The organism is Algoriphagus sp. (assembly GCF_013373065.1).
Lineage (GTDB): Bacteria > Bacteroidota > Bacteroidia > Cytophagales > Cyclobacteriaceae > Algoriphagus.
The window spans coordinates 326,341-343,490 of sequence record NZ_JABXIN010000013.1; the positions used below are offsets into that span (position 1 = coordinate 326,341).

Sequence of the window (17,150 nt, forward strand, 5' to 3'; positions counted from 1 at the left end):
TGTATCATTTTGAAAAAATAGTAAAAAATCATGATAATCAATAGATAAGAATATAATTCAATAGAAATAGGTGCAGAAAAGCTCACTTCCTCACCCTAAACTTTTTTTGAAATAATAAAGCCGGCTCCCAAAATCGGAGCCGGCTCATCTTGATACTTGCTACTAGCTACTAGCTACTAACAAGCTACTGTCCTACCATAAAAATGGCGTTGCTTAGGACGAGTTTTCCAGCCTCCCAGAAGCCTCTGAAAATCGGATTGTCCACAAAATAGATGAGTTCACCTCTTCCTTTGTTTTCTACACCGATGGCCATGGTTTCTCCCATTTGGGATTTGATTTTATAACCGATATAGCCTGTTCGATAAGAATCGGTATTGCTGATTTTGCCGGCATTGACTCCATCCGTCAAGTAGGCAAATTTGCTGGAATTGTTTTTCAAGGTGTAATACTTCCCGCCAGTGCCATAACCAAGGGGATGAGTCACATCCATGTCCACTTGGTAGATTGCTCCCGCTGCTCCACCGGCAATAGCCAATCGCTCTCCTTCTTGATATGGAGCTAGTCGTTCTACTTTTGCCAAGGTTTCGGCAGCCTTTTCGGCAGCTTTTTTCTCCTCCTCGGTATCGTAGGTTTTCAGATCAAATCCTTCCTTATTGGCAAACAAGTTCAAGGCTCCGTCAATAGCTATTAATTTTCCGCCTGCTCTAACCCATTCCATCACTTTTTCTTCGGCAGCTTTGTTTAGGCCACCTCCCCAGGTCGAAGGTAAAATCAGCACGTCATAATCGCTGAGGTCATAGCGGCCGAGATTCCCCATTTCGAGGTTTACCAGTGGGTAATCCAACTCTTGTTCGAAAAAGTGCCAGATTTCACCATAATTCAAGGAAGAAGTGCCTTCTCCGCCCACCAAGGCTACTTTTGGAGCTTGGATTACACGTATATTCGGTGAACCAAAGTCCTTTCCTTCTTCCATGTACCCGGTCATGGTTGTCTCCAGCTGAATACCAAATTTATTGGCCGTCTCTGTTACTTTCTTGTCGAAATCAGGAACGTACTCATTGCCTCCTTTGGTGATTAAAAGAGTGCCTGCAGGGAAGCTTTTGCCTTCGGTTTTGAAAGGAAACTCCGGATATTTCACCCGAATTCCTTGCTTCAGAAGAGCTGCCAAGAAGACCGCATCTCGAGTACCTTCCCAAGAAGCGATGTAAGCCACTGGAGTTTTACCAGCAGTATTTGGAGTGAAAGGATTTGCTTCATAGGCTCCTGCTGGATCCAATCGACTTTCTACCGCATAGGCAGAGACATTGTAGGCATAGGGTAATGCCCAGCTTGTGATATCATAAGTGATACTGTCATTCAACTGAGGGTTTGGCTCAAAGAAAACTTGCGCTAAGACTGCTTTGGGTTGATAGGCGGATACTACAATATCTTCTTCATTGGTAGAAAAGCTTGTGTTTTTTCCGCTTTGATACTCAAATCCACGCAATCCAGATCGATTCCCTGCTTTTCCATATCGAATTCCGTTTTTGTCAAGCAAGGCTAAAAGCTTGGAGACTTGGGCAGGATTGCTGTCCCCTTTGATGACAAAGCTCTTGTACTTTCCTTTTGGATTGGAAGAATTTTCTTGAAAATACTTGCTGTATTCTTCCAAAAGACGATCCGCATTCGCGCTTGTCACTTCTGCTGCAGACATGGCAGCAGTGTAATGACCCTCGATTCGGTAGCTCAGTGTGACGGTGTCCCCAATCGCATTGAATCCACCTCGGCCTGCACGGCCGCCGCCCCCTTGCTCAATAGTCATCCCAATGGCGCCATTGTACATGGGATAGGTGTCTCCATAGGATGGATAAAGGAGGTCAAAACGCTCTTTGGTAAAGTAAAAGCGACCCATTTCATCAAAATACTTGGCAGTATTCTTTCCGAAAATATCCTGAAACTCATGTTGCCAATCAGTCAATTGCTCGTGCAAAGGCTCAGCTGCTGGGGCCATATAAAAAGGATTATTGATGCCTTGCTCATGAAAGTCCAAGTGCAACTGGGGCATCCACTGCTGATACATTTTCAATCGAGCCTGAGATTCTACTTGTACTTGCCAAGCCCAATCCCGATTGAGATCAAAGAGGTAATGGTTTGCCCGACCTCCTGGCCAAGGCTCATTGTGTTCTGCTGACTGTAAATCGGGCTGCAGGATGGTGTTCATCTTTTGATTGTACCACATTGCATAGCGATCCCGACCGTCCGGATTGATAGCTGGATCGATGATGATTACCTGATTTTTCAGCCATTCCTGTGATTTTTGGTTGTTGGGATCAGCCAAGGTGTGGAAGGCCGAAATCGCTGCTTCCATCCCGACAGACTCATTTCCGTGCACATTGAAAGACATCCAATTGATAGGAATAGCTGTACTGGGTGTACCCTGTAGCAAACCGGCGCGTTTTAAGTTGTCCGTACGGATTTGCTCCAGTTGAGCCATGTTTTCGGCACTGGACAGGATAGCCAAAATCAAAGGTCGCTTTTCATTGGTCTCGCCATATTGGATAAGTTTCACATTGGGATTATTGGCCGCGACATGCTCAAAATAATCGACCATCCGGTGATGGGGTGTAAAACGGTCTCCGGGTTTATAGCCCAAAAACTGCTCGGGGGTTTGGATTTGTGCAAAAGTGACTTGCAGTCCAAACGTTAGGAATAGGAAAAGAAGTATTGATTTTTTCATAGGATAATTAATTGCACTTTAAACTACGTCTAGTGAGCCCCTAAAAACGAACTTATAAAAGAGGTGTCAAGGGGCATAGTTAGGTAGAAAACACCTAGGCGTCGAATTTAGGATTAAAAAAGTCTTTTGTAAAGCCGGAGATATAAATTCGGATCCTTTCAAATGATGGCTTTTTGATTAAAATTCACTTTCTTGGATTTACTTGAATCTAGGTAGCTTACATTCAAGATTTTGTAAAAAATGAGAAAAAGAGAACCCAGTATCGGACTTTTCATTCCTTGCTATGTGGATCAGTTCTTTCCGCAGGTGGCTGTTGCTACCTTAGAATTATTGGAGAAACTCGGCTGTAAAGTGACCTACCCTTTGGGCCAGACCTGCTGTGGACAGCCTTTAGCGAATGCGGGCTATGAACGGGATACAGCAGGTTCTACTCGACACTTTTTGGAACTCTTTAAGGGTTTTGACTATGTCGTCGCGCCATCTGGAAGCTGTGTGCTTCATGTGAAGGAGCATTTTCCCGAACTTAAAGGCTTGGAGGAGGATACCAAAGAAGTTCAAGAACGGATTTATGAATTGACTGAATTCATTATCGATGTCCTTAAAGTAGATGTTTTGAAAGGCTCTTTTCCCAAAAAAGTGGGCTATCATTCGTCCTGCCATGGCTTACGAGGCTTGCGTTTGGCCTCCAGTTCTGAGATGAATGTTTCTCCATTCAACAAAGCGAAGCAACTTTTAGAACAGATCGAAGGCTTGGAGTGGGTCGAATTGAGCCGAACAGATGAATGCTGCGGTTTTGGGGGTACATTCTCTGTGACCGAAGAGGCCCTTTCAGTGCAAATGGGAAAAGATCGTCTGGAAGATCATCAAAAGCATCAGGTGGAAATAGTCACGGGTGGAGATATGTCGTGCTTGATGCATTTGCAAGGTATTGCCGATCGATCAAAAAGTGATTTGAAATTTATGCATATCGCAGAAATTCTAAACCAATCCCTCGCATGAGTCATCCCAAAGCAGCAAGTCAGTTTCTGAAAGATCAGGCTAATTCCCATTGGCATGATGAGACGCTTTGGATGGTGCGCGAAAAGCGAGATATTATCAGTAAGACCATTCCAGAGTGGGAGGAATTGCGGAACCTCGCTTCACAGATCAAAGACAATGTACTGTCCAATCTGGATAGCTACCTGGAGGAATTTGAGGCAAATGCCCTAAAAAATGGAATCCAGGTCCATTGGGCAAAAGATGCCCATGAACACAATCAAATTGTACTCGGGATTTTACAGGAAAAGAATTGCAAGGCGATTGTCAAAAGCAAGTCCATTTTAACAGAAGAATGCCACTTAAATCCCTATCTCGAAAAAAATGGGGTGGAAGTGGTGGATACGGATTTGGGAGAGCGGATCGTTCAATTTCTTCAGCAACCTCCCAGTCATATTGTGATGCCTGCTATTCACTTGAAAAAGCGGGATATCTCAGCACTTTTTCATGAGAAATTGGATACAGAGAAAGGAAATGAAGATCCATCTTATTTGACGAATGCAGCAAGACTCCATTTGAGGGAGAAGTTTTTAGGCTCCAAAGTGGCTATTACCGGGGTCAATTTTGGGATTGCCGAGACCGGAGAGTTTGTAGTCTGTACCAATGAGGGGAATGCCGACATGGGCGTGCACTTGGCAGATGTACACATTGCCTGCATGGGAATCGAGAAGATTATTCCAAGGCGAAAGGATTTGGGAGCCTTTCTGCGATTATTAGCACGATCTGCTACCGGACAGCCCATCACCAATTACAACTCCCACTTTAGAAGCCCGGCTAAAGGAAAAGAAATTCATATAGTATTGGTGGATAATGGGCGGACCCTTCAATTGGGGCGTGAAAAGTTCAAGAACTCGCTTAAATGTATCCGCTGTGGGGCTTGTATGAATACATGCCCTATTTATCGTCGAAGTGGAGGCTATAGTTATGGAAGTACGGTGCCTGGACCGATTGGCTCCATCCTCTCTCCGGGCCTGGATATGGAAAAATACAGCACGCTGCCCTTTGCATCTACACTTTGTGGAAGTTGCTCGGATGTTTGTCCGGTTAAAATCAATATCCACGAGCAACTCTATGAGTGGCGGCAGGAAATCACCAAAAATCATGGGGAAGCTTCCAAATCAATAGCCATGAAATTGGCGAGTGTGATTTTCAAAAGTCCTTTGGCTTATCAATTTTCTGGAGCTATGATGCGTAAAGCGGTTCGGAATCTGCCTAAAGGCTTGATCTACAATCCACTCAATGCTTGGGGGAAAAACCGAGATCTTCCCGAAGCGCCTAAGGAGTCCTTTCAGGAATGGTATAAAAAAAATCGAAAATGAGTAGCCGAGAAGATATTCTGAATTCGATCCGTGGGATTCAACGAGAAAAGAAACCTTTACCTGACCTACCCGATTATCGGTTGGGTGACGATTTGGTGGATTTGTTTACCCGGGCAATTTTGGCCAATAAAGGAGAGGTAATGAATAGGGAAGAATTTGAAATCTGGTTGTCTTCTTCTGATTTCCAACAGATTGTTTCTATACCTGAATCCTTTCAATCTTATTCCACACAAGAACTTCCTGAGGATCCGCATCAATTGGACAATTTGCAGCTGGCTATTTTAGAAGCACAATTCGGAGTTGCCGAAAATGGGGCTATGTGGATGGATGATTCACAGCTTCCCCACCGTGTCCTTCCCTTTATCACCGAACATTTGGTATTGGTCCTTTCGAAGCAAAAGTTGGTAGATACCATGCATCAGGCCTATGAACGAATAGGAGATGAGCATTCAGGTTTTGGACTTTTTGTGGCAGGGCCTTCTAAAACAGCTGATATTGAGCAATCCTTAGTAGTAGGAGCCCATGGGGCAAAAAGCCTGCGGGTGGTGCTTATTTAGGATTTTTGGTAAAAGGTAAAACCCAATCTTTAGGCCAAGTAATTTAGAAAATTGGGATTTGAATTCAATCTTATTCCTAGAACGGAGGTTTTCCAACGAATGGAGATAATATTTAATTATCTTTTATTTCTTTAAGTAATTCCTTGTGAATACTCAAAACCTGAGGGATCAAGAGTAGATTGTCTCTGTTTTTGATGACAAAATCGGCCTTTTCATTTTTGGTCTCGTCTGGTAGCTGTTGATTGATGATATGGTTTACTTGGGTTTCCGTTCGGTGAGGGTCGCGCATAAGCACTCGTGCCATTCGTATTCGTAAGGGAGAACTCACATTGATCACCTTATCCAGTTTTTCTTCCCCTCCTGCTTCAAATATTAGGGCTGCCTCTTTAAGAACATAAGGAGCTGTTTGGGAAGTGGCCCAGTTTTCAAAATCTTCAGCCACTGCGGGATGCACGAGGCTATTAATCTTTTTGACTTTTTCAGGATCGACAAATACGGTTTGGGCTAAGTATTCCCGGTTTAAACTTCCGTCTTCTCGATAACTTTCCACTCCAAATGCTTCAATGATCGCGTTCTTTAAATTTTCATTAGTATTCATCAGCCATTTGGCTCGATCATCGGTATAGTAGACTGGAATGCCTAAAATTTCAAATAGCCGGGCGACGGTGGATTTGCCCGATCCAATTCCTCCCGTAAGTCCTATCAACCGGGGATTAGTTGCCATAGCTTAATTTGAGAATTGCGGGTTCGATCCGAACCTGATCCAAAAAGTTAGGGCGAGGGTTGACTTGAATGGCGATGGTGGAATCTTCCCGATTTCGCTGTGAATAGTTTAAAACAGCCTCAAATTCAAGATCTTTTAATTCCTCCGTATAGCGCTCATCTACCAAATAATACAGCATGATGGTAGGGTCTTCATCTTCAAGGTGGACGGTTCGTGGAAAATTCACTTTTTTGATCTTCATCCGCTTGTTTCCTTCCAGAAAAGCCACCACATCCACATGTACAGAAATGCTTTCTTCTTTAATGGAAATGAATTCTGAAAGTTCTTTTGAAACGCCCAATTTGACATTTTTGGTCAAATCTCTGTCAAGGCGTCTTTCATCTAAATTGACTGGAAATTTCCCGTCATAAATTTCTAGAATGGATTCTGCGCCGGTAACCGTAACTTCCTTTGGTTCAAATTCCGGCTCATTTAATAATCGGATATTTTTTCCCAAGCTATAACTCATGGAGTCCAAAGTAGGGCGCATTTTGATGGTGCGGATCCTGTCCACTTCGATATTCAGTGTATCATTGGAAAGCGATACGATTTGAGTTGGACTGAGGAATTCGGATAATTCCCTTCTTAAATCAGAAGGAATTAAATAATCTCGGGAGGAAGGTTGCTCCAAGTTGACAATAAATGGAGTCGTATTGAAATTGAAATATTTCCGAAGAAGGTCCCATCCATTTCCATTGATTTCAACTTCAATAGTAGCTGGAAGTGGAGCGACAGCAATGTATCGCTCCCGGTCGAATTCAAATTCGATGGGGTAATCGACAATAGTCGTGTAATCGTCCTTATTCAGGGCGTTTAAAATCCAAAAAGTGGTAGCCGCTGCTACACAGAGGACTACCACTTTTAGATTAGAGAGTTTTTTTGGAGAAATCCCTTTAGAGGACTTTTTAGTATCCGGCAAAATTCAACTTATTTAGAAGGCTTTTTTGAGAAATCAAGAGAAATCGCAGACTTTTCCACGGTGACTTTGAAGCCTCGGTCCAACTCTAGGGTAACCGTATCATTCTCTACAGAAAACACCTTTCCGTGGAGGCCACCGATGGTGACAACATTGTCCCCTTTTTTGATTTCTTCAATAAATTTCTTGGTTTCTTTTTGCTTTTTCTGCTGGGGTCTGATCATGAAGAAATACATAATCAGAATAATGGACCCAAATAGAAAAACCTGACCCATAATACCGGCCCCACCTGCGGGAGCCTGTACCAAAATGCTTGTTATCATCCGATATTATCGCTTAACAGGTCCAACAGGTGCTGGTCCTCCTGCCTTAGGAGTTACATTACCACGCAATCTCAATCGAGTAACAGTCGGGTTGGTATTCGCCTGAATAGTTACTGTAGGTGCCTGAGCTCCAGATTTTGCTGTAGAATTGAACACTACTTTTACAAAACCAGTCTCACCTGGATTGACAGGAGTTTTGGTCCAGTCAGGGCTTGTGCAACCGCAAGATGCTGTGATATTGGAAATGACCAAAGGAGCTTGACCATTGTTGGTGAAATTGAAAATTCGTTCCACAACTTCTCCTTCATTGATGGTTCCAAAGTTGTATTCCATTTCTTCAAATTGGAATCCACCTAGCGTCGAAGGATCGGCCGCTTGTGTGGTTTGAGCATTTACAGGGGTGATGGAAGATCCTTTTGCCTCCAATTGTGCGATTTTTTCTTCCAAAGCCTGGATTTTTTGCTCTTGCTCAGAACTTTGATTACAAGCTGTAGTAAAAGAGAGTGCTGCAATAGCACCGACTAAACCTAGGATTCTTGCTTTCATGTTAATTGTCGTTATTGATTTGATCGATTAATTTATTTACGTCTTTGAGAAGGTTTTCAGCCTTGCTTTTCGCTTCATTAATAACACGCTTTCCTTCGCTTTTTGCTTCATTCAGGTGAAGTTCCTTGCCTTCTACTAATTCCTGAATGAGTTCTTCCAATTCCTTTTTGTACTTGGAAAGTTTGTAGGAAAGTTTGTCTCTGGTATTGCTTCCGCTATCTGGCGCAAAAAGAACACCCAACGCAGTTCCTATTCCTGCGCCAACAATGAATGCTAAAAGTGAATTACTGTTCTTGTTCATGATTTCTTTATTTATTGTCTAACAAGCCTCTTCCGCTTTTACGGATTTTTCCTTGTTCTGTTAACTCTTTGGACATCACATCCAAAAGCCCATTGACAAATTGTTTACTTTTTGGTGTACTGTAGGTTTTTGAGATGTCAATGTACTCGTTGATGCTCACCTTCACCGGAATGCTTGGGAAAAGCTGCATTTCCGTAATGGCCATGGATATGATCACCTTATCGGTAAATGCTAATCTATCGATATCCCAATTCTTTGTTTTTTGAGCTATCAACTCCCGGTTTTCGCGATCTTTTTCAATGGTGAAGTTAAAGATATTTTGAAAAAACTCCTTATCCTCCTCCCAGTTCATGGCGATTTCAGGTAACGCTCCCTCTTCCGATTGGGCTGCATTTTTCAATACCTTGGCCGCTAAGCTTCGAACAACAGCTTTGTTCTCTGTCCAATTAAGGTCTTTTTCGGAGAAGTAGTTCAAAATCACCTCATTTTTAAACAAGATCTTCTTTAAGATGCCCTCTACTGCCTCTAAATCTTGTTCCAAGGTGGGGTTGGTGATTTTTATGTATGCTTGGTATTCTTCCGATGGTTTAATATAGTCTCTGAACCATTCTTTGATTTCAAGCTCTACATCTTCCAGGTCCACATTGTTTCGCGCAACCGCAGCTTGGTAAGCTGAAGAATGTTTAAGTTTATTTAGGACTTGATTGTGGTAAAGATTAAGCTCACTAGCAAATTCAACCGCGTTTTCCCCTGCCAATTTCCGCTTCTTTTCATGCTCTCTTCCTACATGCGTTGCAAACGCTTGGAGGAGTTCGATTGCCAGCAAATAAAGTTGTGGAATTCGCTCTGCAGAAGCGATCATATTTTTGAGTAAAAACTCCTGATCCTTCTTGTTGGCATTTCGGTATTGGACTATCGCTTCCTTTACCACTTGCTTGACCTTAGGACTGGCTTCTGCTGAATCGATAGCCAGGGTATTCTCGAGATTTTTTTCAAAAATCGACAAGGCCAATTCCGCTTCCCGATTCAAGGCAGCCTTATCCTGAACTTCCATGCTATTGAGGTCCGGAAGAAAGGATTCTTTGATGAAATCTCGGGAAAGATTATAGTTGGAAGCTTTGCACTGCTCAAAGGCATAAAGATTTTGAAAAGCTTTGACCCTGAGGATTCTTCGATTTAGCATAATTGATCAAACAAGCTGTAAATATAGGTATTTTAGGTGGGGTTCCCCCAGTAGATTTTTCATAAAAAAACCACCGGATACCAGTTCCGGTGGTTTCAAAATGGGATGATGGATTCCTTAGAAAGGAAGCTTTACCCTTCCGATCGCTTCAATACGTTCCTTAGCAGCTCGAATGGCCGCTTCTTGGGCAGGAATGTTTTCTTTTTCGGATTTATCCAAAATATGCAAACAGGTATCGTAGATCTTTTCGGTTTGCTTATAAACGGTCTCTTCTTGGTAATCACCATAGTATTCAGCACCCACATTGATGACACCACCAGCATTGATCAAGAAATCAGGAGCATAAATAATTCCTTTTTGCAAAAGGATTTGCCCATGCTTTTGCTCGTCTTTCAGCTGATTGTTGGCGCCGCCAGCGATAACTGCACATTTCAACCGATCGATCGTGTCATCATTTACTGTTGCTCCCAAAGCACACGGAGCATAGATATCCATTTCTAAATCATAGATGGAGTCAGGATCAACAGCCACAGCTCCTGTTTCCAAAGCCACCTTTTTCAGTTTATCCTCAAAAATATCGGTGATCAAAACCTCTGCATTTTCTTTCATCAGGTGTTGGATCAAGTATTTTCCTACCTGTCCTACGCCCTGTACCACGATTTTTTTACCGGAAAGGTCATCAGTGCCAAAGGCTTTTTTTGCGGCAGCCTTCATCCCTACGTAGACCCCATAAGCGGTTACTGGTGATGGGTCACCCGCACCCCCCTTGATTTGTGGCAATCCCGTCACATGACTTGTTTCCATGGCGATATATTCCATGTCAGCGGTGCTCATGTTGACATCTTCTGCGGTCACATATCGACCTCCAAGACTCTCCACAAAGCGTCCAAATCTTCTCAAAAAGGCTTCGCTTTTTAATTTCGGATCGCCAATGATCACAGCCTTTCCTCCTCCCAGATTCAGTCCAGCTAGGGAGTTTTTGAAGGTCATTCCTCGAGAAAGTCTCAGCACGTCGGTAATAGCTTCCGCCTCCGTAGCATAGGGCCACATGCGAGTGCCTCCCAAAGCAGGACCAAGTGTCGTATTGTGAATGCCGATCAAGGCTTTCAAGCCTGTGGCTTGATCATGGCAAATCACGAGCTGCTCGTGATCCATGGTCGTGATTTGTCCAAAGATGGACCCTTCTTGCAAGGTTTCGGAAGCTTTCGTTTCTAACATGTGAACTTCGCTGTTTAGATTGTGTTATATTTGGGTTGTTCCTTTCTCTAAAGAGTAGGTCGATACAAAATTAAATACTTTTATCGCCCAACAAAGGAATAAACTACCCAAGTTTCCTTAATCAATTTCTAATTTCAAAAGTTTTTATTTGGTGAAGCCGCTCTGGAGACTCAATAAATATTTATATAAATACAAGGGCTTGTTGCTTTTGGGTGTGTTTTTTACCGTCATTTCCAACATCTTCGTAATAATTCCTGCCCAATTGGTTCGATTAGCCATAGATTATGTGGTGGAAAGTTTTTCCATTTTTAAGCCAATTCAGCTGGGTGGAATGGGGGAGTTGGCCCAGGAAGTTTTTCTAAAATTTGTGTTTGTTTTTGGGTTTTTGATTTTATTGATGGCCCTGTTGCGAGGCTTCTTTCTCTTTTTGATTCGTCAGACGATCATCATAATGTCCCGTCGAATTGAGTATGATTTGAAAAATGAGATTTTTGAAAAGTACCAAAATCTGCCGCTGAGTTTTTATCGAAAGAACAGTACGGGCGATTTGATGGCTCGGATTACAGAGGATGTCAGTCGTGTACGGATGTATTTGGGACCGGCGATCATGTATGGGCTCAATTTGCTGATCTTATTTCCGCTGGTTATCAGCTACATGGTCATGGTGAATCCGGAATTAACCTTGTACTCACTCTTACCCCTGCCGATCCTTTCTGTCAGTATTTATTTTGTCAATAACCTGATTAACGAGCGCTCTGAAAAAATCCAACGGAGCCTTTCTGGGTTAAGCACCTTTGTTCAAGAAGCTTTCTCAGGCATTCGTGTTTTGAAAGCCTTTGTGCGGGAAAAAGACAGTGTTCGGGATTTTGCTACCGCCAGCGAGGATTACAAGGATAAATCCATCCGCTTAACCAAAGTAAATGCTTTGTTTTTCCCACTGATCATGGCTTTGGTAGGGATATCTACGATTTTGACGGTGTATATAGGAGGTCTCCAAGTAATCAATGGAGAAATCGGTTATGGTGTGATCGCGGAATTTATTTTGTACGTGAACATGCTTACATGGCCAGTCACTTCCTTGGGTTGGGTTACAAGTATTGTACAACGGGCTGCGGCATCTCAGGCTAGAATCAATGAATTCCTAGATGAGAAAAATGAAATTCAAAGTACCCAGGACATGAGAGAACCTATTCATGGGAAAATTACTGTTCGGGATGTGTCCTTTGTTTATCCAGACTCCGGAGTTCGAGCCTTGGATCATGTTAGTTTCGAGATACAAGCCGGTCAAACTTTGGGAATTATTGGAACTACAGGCTCGGGTAAGTCTACTATTGCCAACCTCCTAATGCGCATGTATGATCCAACTTCCGGAGAAATATTGATTGATGACCAGCCTATCCAGGAATTCAACATCTCATTTCTAAGAAAAAATATTGGATACGTTCCACAAGACGTGTTTCTCTTTTCGGATACGATCGCTAATAATATTGCCTTTGGTGTGGATCATCCCAATGATCAATTGATTCAGCAGGCAGCCAAAGATGCCGATGTGTACCAGAATATTGTAGACTTCCCCAAAGGCTTTGATACCATGTTGGGAGAACGGGGGATTACCTTATCCGGAGGGCAAAAGCAACGGGTATCAATCGCTCGTGCCATAGCCAAAGAACCTCAGATTTTAATTTTGGACGACTGTCTTTCAGCGGTTGATACTAAGACTGAAAACTCCATTCTTAATTCCCTCAAAAAAATCATGAAGGACCGAACCTCGGTGATTATTTCCCACCGGGTTTCTTCTGCCAAATTAGCAGATCATATCATCGTATTAGATGATGGTAAAATCATTGAGCACGGTAACCACCAAACCTTGATGGCCCAAAAGGGAACCTATGCTGAACTCTACGAAAAGCAAACTCAAGCGGGTGAGTCTGTAGAGTCCGAAATGGAATAAGTATCTAATAACCTGTTTTTCAGCAGATTTTTTTCTAACTTATTATTCTAAACCAATTGAAATTTTTAGCTATGGAAAAGGATAAAAAAGGGATACAGGAAATCGAACAGACTCTGCAGGAAATTGGGCATAAGATCGAGGAACTCATTCAAAAAGGAGCCGATGCGAGTGCCGATGTGAAAGTAGAAATCGAGAAAAAAATTGCGGCCTTAAAGGAAAACAAAACGACCTTAGAAGAAGAGCTGCGGAAAGGTAAAGCACTGTTGGAAAAAGAGTTTAATGAAAAGCGGGAAGAATATGAGCCTCGTCTAAAGGAATCAAAAGGATTTTTAAAAGAGGGGTTCAGGCAAATTGGATTAGCTTTTCAAGCACTTTTTGGAAAGAAATGATTCTAAAAAATAAAAGGCCGGTTTTTCCGGCCTTTTTTTATCGTTGACTAAGTGCATTACAGCGATCATAGGAAGGATCGATATCAATAAATACATCCTCTTTCGCGGTGACAAACCAACTCCCCAATAGCTCATCCTCTTTTTTACGAAGAGCCGCAGCTTTCATTTTTTCATAATCATCGTTGAGATTTGCCCGGTGTGCAGGGTATTTGGCTTGATAATACAGAATTCGGATTTTGGTTCCTTCCCTAGGATCTTCGAAACGAATAGGCTTGGTAATAGAGCCTACATCCATACTGTCGATGGTGAAATACAAAACTGGATCTTCCAATGTTCGAAGCGTCAAACGATTGGAGCTTGTTCCAGGATCGGTAAAAAATCCCCCGTTATCAGAAGTAGCTCGGTCATCAGAGTAATCTTTAGCAGCTTTCGCAAACTCAATGTCTCCATCCATGATTTCCGTTCGAAGACTATCCAAATAACGCTCAGTACGCATAATGTCTTCCTCGCTAGCCTTTGGGATTCTTAAGATATGGCGGGTATTGTAGGTGTTTCCACGGATCTCAAGAAGTTGAATCATATGAAAACCAAACTGTGTTTCAACAGGGTCACTGATTTCTCCTTGTCGAAGCCCCAATGCGGTTGATTCGTATTCAGGTGCCAATTGACCTCGTCCAAAAAATCCAAGATCCCCACCTTGGGCAGCTGAACCGGGATCTTCTGAGTATCTCCTCGCCAAATCTGCAAAGTCAGCCCGACCTGCTAAAATGTCTTCCTTAAATTTGAACAGCTGATCGTAAATTTCCTGTTTGGTTCGCTCATTTACCTCAGGCTTTTTTACAATTTGACCTACGGTAACTTCAGCAGAAAAGAAAGGTAAAGAGTCAGTCGGAATACTTTCGAAAAAGGCTTTTACCTCAGCAGGTGAGACCGTCACACCTTCTGTAATTTTATCCCTCATTCGTTGTACGATCAATTGCTCCTCAATGACATCGTACATCTCAGATTTTAACTGATCAGCCGTTTTGCCATACATCTGCAAAATCATATTCTCATCTCCTCCGATTTGCTGGAGGACCATTTGGAAGCGGTTTTCGGTTTGTAATTCCACTTCTGCATCAGTCACTACTACCGAGTCAATTTCGGCCTTTGCGACCATGAGCTTGTTAATGAGTAAAGACTCAAAAACTTCGCATCGGGTAGGAGGGGTGATTCCTTGTTGAGATTGAGCGATCGCCTCGATATAGGTACGTTGTACATCGGATTCCAAGACGATATTATTATCAACTTTTGCTACGATTTTGTCTAATACTTGACCAGTAGTGGCACCTTCTTCTTGGGCCAAGACAGGTTGTAGGCAAAAGATAATACTAATAGCTAGGAGTGTATGGTTTAGTTTACTCATTGTAAATATGAAAGGGCTAAGTCAGGGTGATTATTGATTCAAAGCAATAAACGCTTCTTCTTTGACTTCTTCGTTGATTTGAACAGGGTATTTTCCCCGTAAGGATTGGATCAATTGCTCATCCAAATATTCTTGATAATCGCGGATAACCAAACCTCTGGTCTCCTCGAATTTTTTGGGGCCTTCAGGAAACTTTTCCCCCAATAGAACCAAGTGCAAATGTCCATCAATTTCCAATTCCTGGTACTTTTGAGATAAGTCAACCTTCGAAAGAACCGGGTGCTCAGGTATCTCTATAATTCCGGATTGCATCTGAAATGCTAAAGGAGTATTTTCCTCGAAGTTTGTTCGAAAGTTCGAAACTAATTCTTCCGAATAACTCTGGTTCTGAAGCGAATTTTTTGCTGCCGCCAATCGGTTCATATCCAATACCTTTACGATAAGGGCTTCGGATCGTTCTTTCCAGAAATAGTTTTTCTGGTGATTTTCAAAGTATTGTTTTTGACCTAGGGAATCTTGAATACCTTTTTGCCAAACTTCTTCATTCATTAGTGAAAAAAGCAAAATTCCATCTCGATATTCCTTAAGGAGCATTTGATATTCGAGGTTATTACTTGCCAAATCCTTCTCTTCCAAATCCGCTAAGACATAAGAGGCAAAGCGATCAAACCAAAGATCGAAGTTTTTACCAGTTGAATTTAAAGGTTGTTCTTGCTCCTGAACGAATTTTAGAAAATCCTCAACTTGGTAGGCTTTTGATCCTGCTTCAAATAAAAACTCAGATCTCCATCCATTATTGTCAATCTCTGTTTCAAAATTATTGGGTGAAATTGGATTGAGAGCCTGTTCCAGGTTGCTGACCATTTCTACATTTTCCTGAAAACCATATCGGGACTTTTGAATGGCAAGTTCCTGGGAATGTATCATGGAAGATCGAGAATCTCTCAGGATTCGGGATCGAATCATAGGTTCCATTTGTTCAAAGGAATCCATAGGTTTTTTACCCTCTAAGCGAAGTATATGGTAGCCAAATCGGGTTTTTACCGGAGGGGAAACTTCTCCCTCTTCAGTAAGTGAGAAGGCTGCCATTTCAAATTCAGGAATCATGTTGCCTACAGAAAACCAAGGCAATAAACCACCCTTCTGATTGGTTCCGGGATCCTCTGAGTAGTTACTTACAATTTCCTCCCATTGAGTAGTAGGTTTTTGGATTTCTGTATAGATATCGGAGATTTTTCTTCTGGCTCTATCTTCAGCAAGGGTATCCGATTCATCAACCCGAACCAAGATATGGGATACTTGAACTTGACCGGGATTAGCCCGTCGGTCTTGAACTTGAATAATGTGATATCCAAAACTAGTCAACACAGGATCCGATACTTCCCCGGACTGCAGCATGTAGGCAGCGTCCTCAAAAGGCTGAACCATTTGAAGTGCTGTAAAATATCCCAAGTCTCCCCGGTTGCTTTTTGCAGAAGGATCCTCTGAATATTCGACAGCCAAATCATTGATTGAAGCTCCGTTTTGGATGTCCCCTTTCAGTTTGATGGCCATTTTTAAAACAGCTATCGAATCATCCGCACTGGCATTTGGGGGGAATCGAAGTAAAATATGGCTAGCACGGATAACTTCCTGCATTCGGGAATAGGCTTTCCGTAACTCTCCTTCTTCCAAAGAGTTTTTAATCAAATACGGGGCTTTCAGTTGCTCTTTGAAGGATTCAAATTCCCGCTGAAATTCGGTGGTTTGGTGTAGGCCTTGTGCTTCCGCTTCGGTGACTTTGAGTTTGTAATTAATAAATAGCTCGAGATTGTCCTCGAATTCTTCTCTGGAAAGTGCTCCTGCATTTCCTTCTGAATTGATGCCTTTGCCCACCAAATAGATAAACTCATTGAGTGAGATTTCCTGATTGCCTACTGTCAATAATGGCTTATTTTGGGCTATAGAAGCCTGTATTGTAGCCCCCAATAGAGTAAAAGCAACCGCAAGGTTAAAAAGAAGGGCCGAAAAAGACCGATAGATCATGAATTGTTGAGCTTTCTATTTCACTGCAATGTTACAAAAATATGAGGATTTTGGGTGAAATGCCCGAGCTTCCAGTGATTTAACAAGAATTAGGAGCCAAAAAATTTTGTCAATCTGCAGGTATTGGTGCCTTCTTGGGATTCAAATTCGATTTCATCCATAATCTTTTTTACTAATATGATCCCTAAACCACCCTTTCTTTTCTCAGAAACGACCGTTTTCAAATCAGGGGCTTCATAGTCAAGAATGTTAAAAGCCTTGCCTCGATCTTGGATTTCGAAAATCACCCGATCTTCTTCATTGATTAAGTTTAAGGAGATTTGCTCCTGTTCATTACACTGATGAGAGTGAATAATCAGGTTTGCGCATACTTCTTCTACTGCCAAGGTTACTTGGTGCCTGTCCTTTTCTGAAAGTTTTATTTGAGAAAGGTTCTTGTTCAGAAATTTCCTCAATTCCGAAAGGGCAGTGGTTTGACAGAAAAGCTGAATTTTATGCTCCAT

At 42.3% G+C, this 17,150-nt stretch carries 16 protein-coding genes; 5 read left to right on the forward strand and 11 right to left on the reverse strand.

Going from position 1 to position 17,150, the window contains the following annotated elements:
• Positions 1-184 precede the first annotated feature (184 nt).
• Entirely contained in the window at positions 185-2,716 is a 2,532-nt protein-coding gene (locus HWE15_RS10415; protein WP_290507466.1) for a M14 family metallopeptidase, read from the reverse strand.
• Between the two features lie 240 nt (positions 2,717-2,956).
• On the opposite strand from HWE15_RS10415, the gene HWE15_RS10420 reads away from it, so the two are divergent.
• Genes HWE15_RS10420 through HWE15_RS10430 form a run of 3 tightly spaced genes read left to right on the forward strand, consistent with a single transcriptional unit; the run spans position 2,957 to position 5,627 of the window.
• Entirely contained in the window at positions 2,957-3,715 is a 759-nt protein-coding gene (locus HWE15_RS10420; RefSeq protein WP_290507467.1) for a (Fe-S)-binding protein, read from the forward strand.
• Positions 3,712-5,070, forward strand: a complete 1,359-nt coding sequence (locus tag HWE15_RS10425; protein WP_290507468.1) for a lactate utilization protein B — start codon at positions 3,712-3,714, stop codon at positions 5,068-5,070. Before HWE15_RS10420 ends, HWE15_RS10425 begins: the two co-directional genes overlap by 4 nt.
• A complete protein-coding gene (locus tag HWE15_RS10430; protein WP_290507469.1) occupies positions 5,067-5,627 on the forward strand; it encodes an LUD domain-containing protein in 561 nt (186 codons plus the stop codon). Before HWE15_RS10425 ends, HWE15_RS10430 begins: the two co-directional genes overlap by 4 nt.
• 112 nt (positions 5,628-5,739) lie before the next feature.
• Here HWE15_RS10430 and coaE read toward each other — a convergent pair whose 3' ends face one another.
• The 7 genes from coaE to HWE15_RS10465 form a co-directional block, all read right to left on the reverse strand.
• The gene (gene coaE / locus HWE15_RS10435; RefSeq protein ID WP_290507470.1) at positions 5,740-6,351 is read right to left on the reverse strand and encodes a dephospho-CoA kinase; all 612 of its coding nucleotides are present in this window, start codon (positions 6,349-6,351) and stop codon (positions 5,740-5,742) included.
• Positions 6,341-7,309 carry a YbbR-like domain-containing protein gene (locus HWE15_RS10440; RefSeq protein ID WP_290507471.1) on the reverse strand — a complete coding sequence of 323 codons (969 nt, stop codon included), beginning with the start codon at positions 7,307-7,309 and terminating at the stop codon, positions 6,341-6,343. Before HWE15_RS10440 ends, coaE begins: the two co-directional genes overlap by 11 nt.
• An 8-nt stretch (positions 7,310-7,317) precedes the next feature.
• Positions 7,318-7,629, reverse strand: coding sequence for a preprotein translocase subunit YajC (gene yajC / locus HWE15_RS10445; RefSeq protein WP_290507472.1), 312 nt, complete (start codon positions 7,627-7,629; stop codon positions 7,318-7,320).
• A 6-nt stretch (positions 7,630-7,635) separates the two neighbouring features.
• Entirely contained in the window at positions 7,636-8,175 is a 540-nt protein-coding gene (locus HWE15_RS10450) for a DUF1573 domain-containing protein (protein ID WP_290507473.1), read from the reverse strand.
• Position 8,176: 1 nt separating this feature from the next.
• Positions 8,177-8,476: a YtxH domain-containing protein gene (locus HWE15_RS10455; RefSeq protein WP_290507474.1), complete on the reverse strand. Its 300-nt coding sequence runs from the start codon at positions 8,474-8,476 to the stop codon at positions 8,177-8,179.
• A gap of 7 nt (positions 8,477-8,483) precedes the next feature.
• The gene (gene nusB, locus HWE15_RS10460) at positions 8,484-9,659 is read right to left on the reverse strand and encodes a transcription antitermination factor NusB (protein WP_290507475.1); all 1,176 of its coding nucleotides are present in this window, start codon (positions 9,657-9,659) and stop codon (positions 8,484-8,486) included.
• 117 nt (positions 9,660-9,776) lie between these two features.
• Entirely contained in the window at positions 9,777-10,877 is a 1,101-nt protein-coding gene (locus HWE15_RS10465; RefSeq protein ID WP_290507476.1) for a Glu/Leu/Phe/Val dehydrogenase dimerization domain-containing protein, read from the reverse strand.
• A gap of 151 nt (positions 10,878-11,028) precedes the next feature.
• Between HWE15_RS10465 and HWE15_RS10470 the strand changes: the two genes are divergently transcribed.
• The gene (locus tag HWE15_RS10470; RefSeq protein WP_290507477.1) at positions 11,029-12,828 is read left to right on the forward strand and encodes an ABC transporter ATP-binding protein; all 1,800 of its coding nucleotides are present in this window, start codon (positions 11,029-11,031) and stop codon (positions 12,826-12,828) included.
• A 71-nt stretch (positions 12,829-12,899) separates the two neighbouring features.
• On the forward strand, positions 12,900-13,217 hold the full coding sequence (locus HWE15_RS10475) for a hypothetical protein (protein WP_290507478.1): 318 nt from the start codon (positions 12,900-12,902) through the stop codon (positions 13,215-13,217).
• A 37-nt stretch (positions 13,218-13,254) separates the two neighbouring features.
• On the opposite strand, the gene HWE15_RS10480 is transcribed toward HWE15_RS10475, so the two are convergent.
• The 3 genes from HWE15_RS10480 to HWE15_RS10490 form a co-directional block, all read right to left on the reverse strand.
• Positions 13,255-14,622: a peptidylprolyl isomerase gene (locus HWE15_RS10480; protein ID WP_290507479.1), complete on the reverse strand. Its 1,368-nt coding sequence runs from the start codon at positions 14,620-14,622 to the stop codon at positions 13,255-13,257.
• 30 nt (positions 14,623-14,652) lie between these two features.
• Positions 14,653-16,647 (reverse strand): peptidylprolyl isomerase, encoded by a 1,995-nt coding sequence (locus HWE15_RS10485; protein WP_290507480.1) that lies wholly within the window; start codon positions 16,645-16,647, stop codon positions 14,653-14,655.
• Positions 16,648-16,736: 89 nt separating this feature from the next.
• Positions 16,737-17,150 carry an ATP-binding protein gene (locus tag HWE15_RS10490; RefSeq protein WP_290507481.1) on the reverse strand — a complete coding sequence of 138 codons (414 nt, stop codon included), beginning with the start codon at positions 17,148-17,150 and terminating at the stop codon, positions 16,737-16,739.